Source organism: Burkholderia sp. Bp8963 (assembly GCF_003854275.1).
Lineage (GTDB): Bacteria > Pseudomonadota > Gammaproteobacteria > Burkholderiales > Burkholderiaceae > Burkholderia.
Genome location: NZ_QTQP01000095.1, coordinates 1 through 12,702 on the forward strand (window position 1 = coordinate 1; position 12,702 = coordinate 12,702).

15 protein-coding genes and 2 pseudogenes are annotated in these 12,702 nt (G+C 67.2%); 11 read left to right on the forward strand and 6 right to left on the reverse strand.

What is annotated here, in order from left to right; all coding sequences use genetic code 11:
* A pseudogene (locus DID96_RS36515) lies at nt 1–269 on the forward strand (type II secretion system protein GspE); the annotation flags it as partial.
* A gap of 1 nt (nt 270) precedes the next feature.
* Entirely contained in the window at nt 271–1,488 is a 1,218-nt protein-coding gene (gspF, locus tag DID96_RS36520) for a type II secretion system inner membrane protein GspF (RefSeq protein ID WP_124604032.1), read from the forward strand.
* 20 nt (nt 1,489–1,508) lie between these two features.
* Here gspF and DID96_RS36525 read toward each other — a convergent pair whose 3' ends face one another.
* Nucleotides 1,509–1,958 (reverse strand): general secretion pathway protein GspC, encoded by a 450-nt coding sequence (locus DID96_RS36525; protein ID WP_124604034.1) that lies wholly within the window; start codon nt 1,956–1,958, stop codon nt 1,509–1,511.
* A 120-nt stretch (nt 1,959–2,078) separates the two neighbouring features.
* Here DID96_RS36525 and gspG point away from each other — a divergent pair, with 120 nt between their 5' ends.
* The 7 genes from gspG (at nt 2,079) to DID96_RS36560 (ending at nt 8,000) form a co-directional block, all read left to right on the forward strand.
* Nucleotides 2,079–2,540 carry a type II secretion system major pseudopilin GspG gene (gene gspG / locus DID96_RS36530; protein WP_409333850.1) on the forward strand — a complete coding sequence of 154 codons (462 nt, stop codon included), beginning with the start codon at nt 2,079–2,081 and terminating at the stop codon, nt 2,538–2,540.
* 64 nt (nt 2,541–2,604) lie between these two features.
* Nucleotides 2,605–3,195: a GspH/FimT family pseudopilin gene (locus DID96_RS36535; protein WP_124604036.1), complete on the forward strand. Its 591-nt coding sequence runs from the start codon at nt 2,605–2,607 to the stop codon at nt 3,193–3,195.
* 46 nt (nt 3,196–3,241) lie between these two features.
* Nucleotides 3,242–5,014 (forward strand): type II secretion system protein GspL, encoded by a 1,773-nt coding sequence (gspL, locus tag DID96_RS36540; RefSeq protein WP_124604038.1) that lies wholly within the window; start codon nt 3,242–3,244, stop codon nt 5,012–5,014.
* Nucleotides 4,978–5,490, forward strand: a complete 513-nt coding sequence (gene gspM / locus DID96_RS36545) for a type II secretion system protein GspM (RefSeq protein ID WP_124604039.1) — start codon at nt 4,978–4,980, stop codon at nt 5,488–5,490. Before gspL ends, gspM begins: the two co-directional genes overlap by 37 nt.
* Before the next feature lie 204 nt (nt 5,491–5,694).
* The gene (locus DID96_RS36550) at nt 5,695–6,438 is read left to right on the forward strand and encodes a TonB C-terminal domain-containing protein (RefSeq protein WP_124604041.1); all 744 of its coding nucleotides are present in this window, start codon (nt 5,695–5,697) and stop codon (nt 6,436–6,438) included.
* 6 nt (nt 6,439–6,444) lie between these two features.
* Entirely contained in the window at nt 6,445–6,993 is a 549-nt protein-coding gene (locus DID96_RS36555; protein ID WP_124604043.1) for an RNA polymerase sigma factor, read from the forward strand.
* 11 nt (nt 6,994–7,004) lie between these two features.
* Complete coding sequence (locus tag DID96_RS36560) at nt 7,005–8,000, forward strand: FecR domain-containing protein (RefSeq protein ID WP_124604045.1); 996 nt, start codon at nt 7,005–7,007, stop codon at nt 7,998–8,000.
* Between the two features lie 17 nt (nt 8,001–8,017).
* On the opposite strand, the pseudogene DID96_RS39700 reads toward DID96_RS36560, so the two are convergent.
* The 4 genes and pseudogenes from DID96_RS39700 to DID96_RS36575 all read right to left on the reverse strand — a co-directional run.
* Nucleotides 8,018–8,101 (reverse strand): annotated as a pseudogene (locus DID96_RS39700) (hypothetical protein); the annotation flags it as partial.
* A 270-nt stretch (nt 8,102–8,371) separates the two neighbouring features.
* Nucleotides 8,372–9,949 carry an IS66 family transposase gene (tnpC, locus tag DID96_RS36565; RefSeq protein ID WP_124604047.1) on the reverse strand — a complete coding sequence of 526 codons (1,578 nt, stop codon included), beginning with the start codon at nt 9,947–9,949 and terminating at the stop codon, nt 8,372–8,374.
* 30 nt (nt 9,950–9,979) lie between these two features.
* Nucleotides 9,980–10,336: an IS66 family insertion sequence element accessory protein TnpB gene (gene tnpB, locus DID96_RS36570; RefSeq protein ID WP_124604050.1), complete on the reverse strand. Its 357-nt coding sequence runs from the start codon at nt 10,334–10,336 to the stop codon at nt 9,980–9,982.
* Complete coding sequence (locus DID96_RS36575; RefSeq protein WP_124604052.1) at nt 10,312–10,803, reverse strand: transposase; 492 nt, start codon at nt 10,801–10,803, stop codon at nt 10,312–10,314. The genes tnpB and DID96_RS36575 overlap by 25 nt, the downstream gene beginning before the upstream one ends.
* A 950-nt stretch (nt 10,804–11,753) precedes the next feature.
* Here DID96_RS36575 and DID96_RS36585 point away from each other — a divergent pair.
* Together DID96_RS36585 and DID96_RS36590 are read left to right on the forward strand one after the other, a co-directional pair.
* Complete coding sequence (locus DID96_RS36585; RefSeq protein WP_124604054.1) at nt 11,754–12,059, forward strand: DNA-binding transcriptional regulator; 306 nt, start codon at nt 11,754–11,756, stop codon at nt 12,057–12,059.
* 49 nt (nt 12,060–12,108) lie between these two features.
* Complete coding sequence (locus DID96_RS36590) at nt 12,109–12,555, forward strand: DUF29 domain-containing protein (RefSeq protein WP_124604056.1); 447 nt, start codon at nt 12,109–12,111, stop codon at nt 12,553–12,555.
* A gap of 13 nt (nt 12,556–12,568) precedes the next feature.
* Here DID96_RS36590 and DID96_RS36595 read toward each other — a convergent pair whose 3' ends face one another.
* Nucleotides 12,569–12,685, reverse strand: a complete 117-nt coding sequence (locus DID96_RS36595) for a transposase (RefSeq protein WP_260464155.1) — start codon at nt 12,683–12,685, stop codon at nt 12,569–12,571.
* Between the last annotated feature and the right edge of the window lie 17 nt (nt 12,686–12,702).

Here is a 12,702-nt window from a genome sequence, read left to right on the forward strand (position 1 = left end):
AACGCCATGAAGAAGGCCGCACCGTGTGGCACCCGGTCGGCTGCGACAAGTGCGGCCATTCGGGCTACGCGGGCCGGCGCGGCGTGTACGAACTGCTGCTCGTCGACGACGCGATCCGCTCGCTGATCCACCGCAACGCGGCCGACGCGGAGATTCTCGCGACGGGCCGCGCGCAAGGGATGCGCACGCTGCGCGACGACGCCGAGCGCTGGCTCGCGGCCGGCGCGACGTCGCTCGAGGAAGTCGTGCGCGTGACAGGAGGACACTGACATGTCGGCATTCCGCTATGAAGCGATCGATCCCGCCGGCCGCACGCTGAAGGGCGTGCTGGAGGCAGACAGCGCACGCGCGGGGCGCAGCCAGCTGCGCACGCAGGGGCTCACGCCGCTCGTCGTCGAGGCAGCCGCGTCGCGCCTGCACGGCGATCGCAACCGGCGCCTCGCGCTCGGCCGCAAGCTATCGCAGCGCGAGCAGGCGATCGTCACGCGCCAGCTTGCGAGCCTGCTCGTCGCCGGGCTGCCGCTCGACGAATCGTTGTCGGTGCTCAGCGAGCAGTCCGAGCGCGACTACGTGCGCGAACTGATGGCGTCGATCCGCGCGGAGGTCGTCGGCGGCCATTCGTTCGCGAACGCGCTCGAGCAGCATCCGCGCGACTTCCCCGACATCTACCGTGCGCTCGTCGCGGCGGGCGAGCACACGGGCAAGCTCGGCATCGTGCTGTCGCGCCTCGCCGACTACATCGAGCAGAGCAATGCGCTGAAGCAGAAGATCGTGCTCGCGTTCACGTATCCAGCCGTCGTCACGCTGATCGCGTTCGGTATCGTCACGTTCCTCCTGAGCTACGTGGTGCCGCAGGTCGCGAACGTGTTCACGAGCACCAAGCAGCAACTGCCGTTGCTGACGGTGCTGATGCTCGCGCTGTCGGATTTCGTGCGGCATTGGTGGTGGGCGTCGCTCGCCGCGTTCGCAGGGGCGGTAATGGCGATCCGCAAGGTGCTGTCGCAGGCTGCCCCGCGTCTCGCGTTCGACCGCTGGCTGCTTACCGCGCCGCTCGCAGGCAAGCTCGTGCGCGGCTACAACACGGTGCGGTTCGCGAGCACGCTCGGCATCCTGACCGCGGCGGGCGTGCCGATCCTGCGTGCACTGCAGGCGGCCGGCGAGACGTTGAGCAATCGCGCGATGCACGCGAAGGTCGAGGACGCAATTGTGCGCGTGCGCGAAGGCTCGTCGCTGTCACGCGCGCTCGGCAATACGAAGACGTTTCCGCCGGTGCTCGTGCACCTGATCCGCTCGGGCGAAGTGACCGGCGACGTGACGACGATGCTCGACCGCGCGGCAGACGGCGAGTCACGCGAGCTCGAGCGCCGCACGATGTTCCTGACGAGCCTGCTCGAGCCGCTGTTGATTCTCGCGATGGGTGGCGTGGTGCTCGTGATCGTGCTCGCGGTGATGATGCCGATCATCGAGCTGAACAACATGGTGCAGTGACGGGTGCGGTGATGCGGAGATCAGCGCACGAACGCGTTCGGATTTTGCGGGGCGGGCAGCGCGATCTCGCGCGGCAGCCCGTCGCGGTCGACGACGATCGAGTGCGCGCGCACCTCGGCGAGCTTGCCGGCGTCGCCGACGGCGCTGCCGAGCCGCACGACGCGCGCGGCGTCGTTGCCGATGCTGACGATCGCGGCCGCGCGGCGCGCGTCGAACGACAGGATGCCGAGCAGCTGGACCGCGTGCTGCGCGTCGTCGCCGGGTTTGGCGCCGAACAGTTGCGCGCCGGCGGAGACGTCGAACGGCGTCGGCGGCGCAGGGCGCGCGGGCATGGGCGCGTCGGGTGCGCGCAGCACGTGCACGGACCACAGTGCGACCGCGACGAACGCTGCGCCGGCGGCGAGCGTGGCGACGGCCGGTGCGGCGGCGGACGGATGCGGGATGGAGCGGAGCAGTTCGGCGGGTTTCATCGCGGTGTGAAGTTCAAGGGATCGGCGGTGGGCCGATCGGGGTTCAAGTCGGGGTTCAAATCTTGGTTCGAATCTGGATTCAAGCGGCATGTCGACATTCTTTGATGCGAGGGTGAATGCATGATGACGCCACACGTTACGCGCGCGCCGCAGCGCGCTTCACGCCACGCGCGACGCGGCTTCACGCTGATCGAGATCATGGTCGTGATCGCGATCCTCGGGATTCTCGCGGCGCTGATCGTGCCGAAGATCATGAGCCGTCCTGACGAGGCGCGCCGGATCGCCGCGAAGCAGGACATCGGCACGATCATGCAGTCGCTGAACCTGTATCGCCTCGACAACGGTCGCTACCCGTCGCAGGAGCAGGGGCTGAACTCGCTCGTGCAGAAGCCGGCGACGGATCCGGTGCCGAACAACTGGAAGGACGGCGGCTATCTGGAACGGCTGCCGCGCGATCCGTGGGGCAACGCGTACCAGTATCTAAACCCGGGCGCGCACGGTACGATCGACGTGTTCAGCTACGGCGCGGACGGCAAGCCCGGCGGGGAGGGGAACGATGCGGACATCGGCTCCTGGCAGTAACAGCGCGCTGCGCGTTGGGCGCGTGGCGGGGGCGATGCCGGGCACGATGCCGGGGACGCGGCTCATGTCCGCCACGCACTGCGTGAGCGGCCTGGCCGAACGCGGTTGCGTTCGACGTGCATTGCATTGCGATGTCGGCGGGCGCGAGCCGCAACCGCGCCTCCGTCGGCGCAGGCTGCAACCGCTGCTCCGTCGGCGCGCGGCGGGCTTCACGCTGCTCGAGATGCTCGTCGTGCTCGTGATCGCCGGGCTGCTCGTCGCAGTCGTTGCGCTCGCGCCGTCGCGCAATCGCCGCACCGATCTCGCGGAGGAAGCGCAACGTCTCGCGAGCCTGCTCGAATCGGCCGGCGACGAGGCACAGGTGCGCTCGCTGCCGATCGCGTGGCAGCCGGTGGGCGGCGGCTACCGGTTCCTGCAGCGCACCGAGAGCGGCGCGTGGTCGCCGATGACCGACGAACTGTTCCGGCCGCGCCGCTGGGGCACCGACGTGACCGACGTGTCGATCCGCTACACGGGCGGCGGCGAGCCGGTGTCGCGGGTCGTGATCGGCGACGAGAGCATCGACGTACCGGTGACGATCACGCTGTCGTCCGGCGATGTGCGGCTAGCTGTCGTCGCGACCGGGATCGGCAACTTCGTCGTGCGCCGGCCATGAGCGACGACATGCACATGCCGACGCAACGACGGAAACGGAGCGCGCGATGTCGAGCCTGATCGTGCTGTTGCCGCCGCTCGACAGGTTCGACGCGGCGACGTGGACGACGATGCCGATGCCGTATGCGCGCTTCGACGGCCACGCGCGGCTCACGCATGCGGGCGACGCGCGGCATGACGCGTGGCCGAAGGCTGCAGTCACCGTGCTCGTGGTGGCCGCGCGCGACACGCTGCTCGTCGACGTCGCGTTGCCGCCCGTCACCGGAACGAAGCTGCGCCGGATCCTGCCGCATGCGGTCGAGGAGTATCTGCTCGATGATGCGCTGCGTTGTCATGTCGCGGTCGGGCCGGCGGACAAGGACGCGGCGCAGCGGCGCGTGGCAGTTGTTGACCGTGAGCGGTTCGGGGTGCTGCTCGACGCGTTTGCCGGCGCCGGCCATCGCCGCTTGCGCGCGGTGCCGTTGATTCATTGCCTGCCGGGTCGTGCGCCGGTCGCGGTGGAGGGCGATGCGCTCGCGGCGACGCCGCAACCGGGCGGGCAAGCGGGCGATGAGGCGATTGCCGCAGTCGACGAGACGACTGCCACGGCAACGGCGACGCAAACGAGCACCGCGACGGAAACTTGCATCGCGACGGAAACGAGCGCTGCGACGCAAACCGGCACGGCGAGACAAACTGGCACTGCGACGCAAACCGGCGCTGCGACGCAAACGGGCACTGCGACGCAAACGGGCACTGCGACGCAAACGAGCACGCCGACACAAACGGATACCGCGACGCAAACCGGATCTACCGTCGACGCGTGCGCCGTCGACGGAGCGGACGTACTGATCGTGCACCGCGCGACGCCGCACGCCGAGGCGGACCACGACGCGGTCGATCGGGAATGGGTGGAACTGGTTGTGAGGCAAGGCACGACCGGATATGGATTTGCTGCACATGCATCGGCGCTCGACGTGGCGATTGCGGAATTGTCGCGATACCAGTCGATCCGCGTACATGCGCTGGCCATCACCGCGTACGGGGACGTGCCGCGTGAAGGCGATACACATGCGGACGCGCAGCACGATGGCAACGCGCGCGTGCCACATGACGATGCTGGACAGTCCGCCACACGCGCATCGACGCTTGCGCGGACCGACTCGCCCGCCGCTCGCACACCGACGCTTGCGCGAACCGGCGCGCCCACCGCTCGCACCTCGACGCTTGCGCGAACTGACTCGCGCACCGCCAGCGCATTCCCGCTCGCCGCGCAAACCTTGCCGTGGGAAACGCTCGCGCGCGGCGCGCTCGGCTGCCCTTTCGATCTTTGTCAGTTCGAGTTCGCGTCGGGAGCGCGCACTGCGGGCATCGCGCAAGGCTGGCGTCCGTGGCGGTTCGCGCTCGGTCTGGCCGCGGCGTCGCTCGTGGTAGCCGTCACGACGGTCAACATCCAGTGGTACCGGCTGCGCGTACGTGAGGACGCGCTGAACGCGCGGATGATAGACGCGATGAAAGCCGCGTTCCCTGGCACGACGGCCGTGCTCGATCCGCACGCGCAGATGCAGGCCGGGCTCGAGCGGCTGCGCGGTGCGACCGGCGAGTTGCGTGCGGGCGACTATCCGGTGCTCGCTGCGGCGCTGTCGCGCGCGCTCGCGCCGATTCCGTCCGACGCCGTCGCGACGCTCGACTATCGCGACGGCACGCTCGACGTGACGTTCCGGCCGGGTACGACGCTCGACGCCGGCGCTTTCCGCCGCCGCTTGCAGGCACAGGGCCTGTCCGTTCAGGAGGATGACGCGAAATGGACCCTCGGTTCCGCGCGGCCCGCGCCGCGCTGACGGCGTGGCTCGACGAGCGAGCGCCGCGCGAGCGCGCGCTGCTCGCGGCGGGCGGCGCGCTGGCACTTGTGGCGTTCGTCTACACGGCGCTGTGGGAGCCCGCGCAAACGGGCCGCGTGCGGATTGCCGCACGGCTGCCCGAGTTGCAGGCGCAGCTCGCCGACGTCGAATCGCAGCTCGGCGACGTGCGCCGGCTGCGCGCGGCGGCGGCTGTCCGCGCGCCGGCCGGCGCGGCGCTGCGCGATGCGCTGGCCGCGTCGCTCGCAGACGCCGGCATTGCGGGCGCGCGGGTCGTCGTGCTCGGCAACGGCATCCAGGTCGATATCAAGGGCGTGTCGTTCGCCGTGTGGACGGATTGGCTCGAACGCGCGCGCCGCGAGCAGCGCGTGCGCATCGCGGCCGCGCGCGCGAGTGCCGACGGCAAGCCTGGCATCGCGACGGTGTCGGCGACGCTGCAGCCGGCGGCGGAACCGTGAGCGGCGGGCGCGCGGCGACGCCGGCAGGCTCGGCAGTAAACACACCGCCAATCCCGCCGACACCCCCAGCGATCCGCCATCCGGCGTGCACGTCACCGCACTGTCACAGTCGCTGCCGACAATCGGGCGTTCGCTTGCTATGGGGCCGAACACAGGGCCGGCTGCGTTGCGGCCGCGGGCCACTCCCAATCCGGCCATGGATTCATGACACGTTCACGGGCGCCGGCCGGTGTCCTGTTGCTGGCTGTCTGCCTGATGTTCGTCGCGTCGATCGTGCGCTTCGCATGCGCGCAGGAGGCGCCGCGAGGCGGCCGCCAGCCGGGCACCACCGTGCATTTCGATCTGCAGGCGCAGCCGCTCGCGAAGGCGTTGCAGGATTTCGCGCGGATCAGCGAGCTGATCGTGCTCGCGCCCGAGCCACTGCTGGAGGGGCGCACGAGCGCGCCGATCGTCGGCGATTTCCTGCCGCGCGACGCGCTCGAACGAGTGCTCGCCGGCACCGGCCTGCGGGCAGATTTCATACAGCCGGACGAGGCGATGATCGTCGCGCAGCCGGCAACGAGAGAAGCGGCGCCGGATGCGCCGGACGCGATGTCGGGCGGCGCGCTGCCGATCGACGGCATCGGCGATTCGGACGAGCGGCGCGCGTTTGCGGGCATGCTGCAGGCACGCCTGATCGACGCGCTGTGCGCGCTGCCGGCATTGGTGCCGGGCGGTTATCGGCTCGTCGCGCAGGTGCGCATTGACGACAAGGGGGCGGTGGTGGCGGTCAACCTCGTGGCATCGAGCGGTCTTGGCGTCCGCGACGCGGCGATCCTGCGCGCGCTGCGCGCATTGAAGCTCGACGTGGCGCCGCCCGCCGGGCTGCCGCAGCCGGTGACGATCATGCTGCGCCCGGTCGGCAGCGGCGTGCATTTCCGCTGCCCGGCCGCGGACGCGCGAGGCTAGGCGGCTATGTCCGACAACACCCGCGCGGGCCTCAGGAAGCGCATCGCGGCGCACTATGCGTCGCTGGTCAGGCGTCTCGAGCGCGCGACCGGCTCGAAGGACGGCGCGGCCGACGCGCTGCACGAGACCTGGCTGCGTCTCGAGAACGCGAACGTGTCGACGCAGGTCGGCAACGCGGATGCGTATATCCTCGGGATGGCTAATAACGTCGCGGTCGACCAGTATCGGCGCGAGCGCCGCCATCTTCACGAGGACGATCTCGACGCGGTGCTCGAGTTGCCCGACGAGCTCGCGGATCCCGAGCGCATCGTCGCCGCGCGCCGCAAGGTCGACGCGCTGAAGGAGGTGCTGCGCGGGCTGACACCGCGGCGCCGCGCGATTCTCGTCGCCGCGCGCGTCGATGGCCTGCTGAACCGCGAGATTGCCGAGCGCTTTGGCATTTCGCTGCGCCTCGTCGAAAGCGAGCTCAGCGCGGCGATGAAACACTGCCTTCAACGCATGCAGGAAGAGGGCGATCCGTACCCGGGTTCGCGCGGCGGACCCCGTAAATTTTGAGCATCCCGACGATGACGAAAGCCGAGCTCGATCCCGCCGACGACGCGCACGACACCGCGAGTGCGTGGCTGCTGCGGCTGCGTTCCGGGGACGCGGGCCGGGCGGACGTCGACGCGTTCGAGCGGTGGTGCGCGGACGATCCGCAGGCCGCGCACCAGCTGCGCGACACCTGGAGCACGCTGCGCACCGCGGCGGCGGAGATTGCGCAGGAGGAGCGCGCGCGCGGCGGCGCGTGGGCCGGCGTCGCAAAGCGCGAGCGTGCGATCCGCACTGGCCGGCGCGCGTTCGTCGGGTTCGCGGTCGCGGCGGGCGCGTCGTGGCTCGCGCTGCGTCCGCCGCTGGGCCTGTGGCCGTCGCTCGGCGAGTTGGCCGCGGACTACAGTACCGGCACCGGCGAGCAGCGTCAGGTCGCGCTGTCGTCGCGCGTGACCGTCGAAATGAACACGCAGACGCGGCTCGACGTGATCGCGACGCAGGCCGACCGTGGCGTCAAGCTCGTGGCCGGCGAGGCGGAGATCGATGCGGCGCCGCCCGTGGCCGGCCGGGTCGACGCGCTGCGGCCGGTGACCGTCGTCGCGGGCGTCGGCCGGGTGCGCGCGGAGGTTGCCCGCTTCAACGTGCGCCGCACGAACGACCAGGTGTGCGTGACCTGCCTGTCCGGCACGGTCGCGCTCGACCATCCGGGCGGGCGGCGCGCGCTCGGCGCGAACGAGCAGGTGACCTACGACGACCGCGGCGTGCAGCCGGTGTCGCGTGTCGATTCGGGCGCCATCACCGCGTGGCGGCGCGGCATGCTCGTGTTCAACGGCGTGCCGCTTTCCGATGTGATTGCCGAGATCAACCGCTATCGCCGCGGCAAGGTCGTGCTGCGCAGCGCATCGCTCGGCGCGAACCGGATGCAGGCGCAGTTTCCGATCAACCGGCTGGATGACGTGATCGATATGCTCGGCAACCTGTATGGTGCGCATGTGACGCGGCTGCCGGGCAATATCGTGCTGCTGAGCTGAGCTGAGCTGAGCTGAGCTGAGCTGAGCTGAGCTGAGCTGAGCTGAGCTGAGCTGAGCTGAGCCCCGCCGGCCGCCGGGGCGGTCTCGCGCTTTCCCTTCACCGATCCATTTCACGGAGCCGAATTCGTTGCGACATGCGTCAGCGACGCTTCCCCGGCGCTCCGTGATTGCATTCCGAAGCGCTTTTTCCAACTCCACCATGCGCGTGACGGCTCCCTGGCATTCACGCCGGCGAGCCGTCAAGAAGGTGCTTGAAGTGGCGAGCTTGCTCGCGCGGCCGGTCGGTGTGGTGTTGGATTTATCGGTACGCGGTCGTTAATTAACGCCTCTCAGAGTGGTAGCGTCGAACTCTGAGGTGTGGCAGCGGCGACTCAGCGCAGGTCGGCGGGCATCTTCCACGGCAACAGCGCGTCGTAGTCCTCGACGGTCGTGGCAAGTGGAAGTTTTTGGAAGAGCCAGTGGAGGTAGTGGTACGGATCGATGCGGTTAGCGCGGCACGTTTCCACGAGGGAATACAGGTTTGCGCTCGCGTTCGCACCGGCGACAGTGTCGGCGAACATCCAGCCGCGGCGGCCTAAACAGAATGGCCTGATGGCGTTCTCACAAGGGTTGTTCGAGATGGCCCAGTCGCCGTTTTCGATGTAGCGGACGAGCTTTGGCCATTGCCCCTGCATGTAATTCAACGCCTTGCCCAGCAGGCTTCCGGGCACGACGTTGGGTAGGTGCTCCAGCATCAGTCGGTGGATGAGTTCGAGCACGCGAGTGCTGTATCGTCGTCGCAGCCGCTGTCGTCGTTGCGCTTCCCATGTTTGGCTGCGCGCCTCGGCGGCAAACAGTTTGCCGATCAATTTGATGAAGCGCGTAGCCAGCAGATCGGGCGTACGCGCCGCCTTCGGGACGTTGTCTTCCGCTCGCACAAAGCCCCTCCTAGCATGCGTCCAACATGCAAGATGGATGAGCCGATGACGTTGAGCGATGCCGTCGTAAGGGGCGTACCCGTCGGTCATCAGCACCGCACCTTCGCGAACGCCGTCGAACAGCTTATCGGCCAGCTTGCCGCCGCGACCGGGCGTGTAGGTGAACACGCGCACGGGCGTGTCTGAGTCGGTCATCTGCGCCCAGAGGTAACTCTTTGTCTGCGGCTGTCGTCCTTCTTCCTTCAGGACCTGGAAGGTAGTCTCGTCGCAGTAGATCAGTTCGGCATCGAGCAGCGCGTCGCGTAGCAGGTTGATCACGGGCTGCGTCGCCAGGCCCACGCGCACCATACTCGCCGCCAGCGTGTTCGACGAGATGTCGCCGCCGAAGCGCCGCAGCAGACCCGCTTGCCGGTACAGCGGCATGCCGAACTGATATTTGCCCGCGGCGACCCATGCGAGCGCCGATTCGGTGAGCAGCCCTCGCGGGATGATGCGCGCGGGTGCCGGCGTGACCTTGATGCCCAGGTCGCAGCATGGGCATGCGTACTTGACGCGCTGATGCTGGGTGACCCGAATTTGCTCCGGAATCACGTTCAATTGCTCGCTGATTTCCACGCCGATCTCAACGAGCGCATGGCCGTCGTTGGCACAGAACCGTTCGGCCTCAGGCAGTTCGTGACGGTGGATATCGCGCGGCAGGGCGGGATCGAGCGGCTTGCGGCCACGTTTGTTGCGCGTATGCGCGGCAACCTTCGTTCCGGGCGTGTCTTCTTGTGCGGGTGTCGCGGATGCGCCGAGCACCTCGGCTTCGTTGAACAGGCCGAGCTGATCGGACTCGCGCGCTTCGCTCTTCGCGCCGAACAGCTCGCGCCGGTAGGCGCGCAGCCGTTCCTCGGCAAGATCGCGCTCCGCCGTCACCATGCGCAACGTGCTTTGCAACTCGTCACGCTCGCGCCGAAGCGCGTCATGCTGCTCGCGCATCGCGAGCAGCGCCTTCAGTTCGTCGGCATCGATGGTGACGTTGATCGGCATGCCGCTTTGACCAGCATGCCGATCGCGCGTTCAGCTTACGCGCAGATAGTTTCGCTTGGGATGGCGCTCAATTGCGGCGATATCGGCGCCGTCGACGAGCCAGTGCAGCAACTCGACGCTCAGCGTCACCACCGCCGTCTTGCTGTCGGGCCACACGAAGCGGTCGCCCGCTTCGAGCCGCTTGAGCAGCAGCCAGAAGCCGTTGCGTTCCCAGCCCAGGATCTTGATGCGATCGCGACGCCGGTTGCCGAACACGAACAGCGCGGGCGCCATCGGGCTCAGGTGCATCGCCTGTTCCACCAGGATCGACAGACTGTTGATCCCGCAGCGGAAATCCACCGGATCGCGATGGAGGTAGACCTTCAGCTCGTCGTCGAACCGGAACACGGCAGCCTCCCGAACATCTGGACCAGCGTGCTCAGTTCGTCGATGCCGGCTTGGCCCAGGTTGAACTCGACGCCGTTGGGCAGGCGCACCTTCAGTGCAAACGCGATTGGAGTAGCCGTGACAGATGGCGTCGCCGCAGCAGCGGCTACGACTGGTACGAATGCGGTTGCAGGTGTCTCGCCCTGGATCACCACCGGAACGCCGTCGCGCACCGGCGCATCACCGCCCGAGTCCACGACGACGGCACCGTCGGATGCACAGCGGCTGCTCTCACGCTCGAGTAGGTACTTCGTGATCCACTTGCGCAGTAGATTGGCGTTGACCCCGTGCTCCTGCGCCAGGCGTGCCACGGACATACCCGGACGCAGCGCCGCCTCGACCAGCGCGCGTTTGCCCTTCTCGTCGTAACGCCGCCGCCCGTCGCGGCTGCGCGAAACGACCTGCAACTCTGAGTCGTGCTCTGACATAGGTGTCCACCTCCGTTTGGTGGACACATGCTGGACTCTCAGAGCGTCACTGGGTAGACGTCGTTAATTGATCGCATACATTTATCGGTGCTCACCCTGTTTCCAAACAGAACCTTCGAGCTGGTCGCTGTCAATCCTGCTCTCAGTGAATGGGGTGGATCGCTGGTTTTGTTGTCAGCTATTGGGTCGATGGTTATGGCTGCAAGCACGCTGCCTGCAACGTTGGGTGCGACGGCAGCCAAAACCCACCAGCCCTGATTGGGACTGGATTGCGGAATCGGGCGATTGGGATGAGATTTTAGGGGTAGATCAGTTCCTGAAGGTGTAGGGCCGGTGCTGTGCACCTATTACCGCGTGTTCTAGCGAAACGATCCGTCAGCCGTAAACGCCATAACGTCTCATATATCGAACGTTATTTATAAATATTAATTTAGCGTATCAAATATAGAGCGTTACTTGCATTGACTCACCGGAACGAAGACGATCGTCGCGTTCAGGTGATCCCGCAAGGAGTCACCTCTGCGGCCGCGACCCGCAAAACCGATATAACGGGACTGCTCGCGTTGGCCGAGGGGCCCGAATAGACGGAGGCGATTCACCGCCTGCAACGTCAGAAGCGAACGCTTGACGGCCTGATGCTGAAACGGCAGAAGGACCCGGATGCTGCAGATTCAACGCAATGTGCAGCGGCTGCTGAAACCGCTGGCGGTCGTGAATCCCTTCGCGGACCAACTGACGTTCCTGTAGACGCGCACGCGGCGGGACCATGAACCTTTGCCCGCGCATTCCCCGTCCTGGTCCGACCGGACAGAAGGGCGGTGGATCGGCGCGAAGGGCTCACGCTGCTGATAGCCGAGCTGGAGCGCGAGGCACGGGAGGCCGTCGATGATATATAGCACGAAGTGCTATGATTGCAAAACAGGGCGCAGAGCTAGGCGAGAGGTGAAACGATGAGTGACAAACTGCTGAAGGTCTTGCGCGAGACGGCGCACGGGCTGCACGAGGCGGGCGCGATGGAGGCGGTGACGCTGCGCGAGTTCAATGTGCTGAGCCTAGCGCCGGTAAAGACGTACAGTGCGGCGCAGATCCGTCGGCTGCGGCTGCGGAACAAGGCGAGTCAGGCGGTGTTCGCAGCGTACCTGAACACGAGCACGTCGACGGTGCAGAAGTGGGAGCAGGGACAGAAGCAGCCGAACGGGCCGTCGCTGAAGCTGCTGAACCTGGTGGATCGCAAGGGGTTGGAAGCGCTGCTGTAACGTGGAAATGGGATCGTGTGTTGAGCGGGATCCGAAGGAGAGGGGAACGATGAAGGCGAATCGCTACGAGAAGGACGTGATTGCGTGGTCGCAGGAGCAGGCGCAGTTGCTGCGCAGTGGCCGGTACTCGGAACTGGACATTGAGCATATTGCAGAGGAGATCGAGGACGTGGGTAAGAGCGAGCAGCGCGAACTGGCGAGTCGGATGGCGGTGCTGCTGGCACACTTGTTGAAATGGCAATGCCAGCCGGAGCGGCGAGGTGCGAGCTGGCAGGCGACGTTGCGCATTCAGCGCGCGGCGATCGCCCGGCGCCTGGAAAAGACGCCCAGCTTGAAACCCATGCTGAGCGATCCGGACTGGATAAGCGATATGTGGGGTGACGCCTGCCAGCAGGCGGCCAACGAGATGCAGATCGGGCTGGCCCTGCTGCCTGATGCGTGTCCGTGGTCGATGGAGCAGGCGCTGTCGGCGGAGTGGTTGCCGGAGCAAGGTTGACTTCCTCTCCGGCCTAAAGGCCGGAGATTCCTACTTCTAGCGCACGAAGTCCCGTGCGGGCAATGTTCCTTGCGGCGTTCGTGTCGCGGTTGTGTTCCGTGCCGCAATTGCTGCAAGTCCACTGCCTTATTCCAAGTGCGGCCCTAC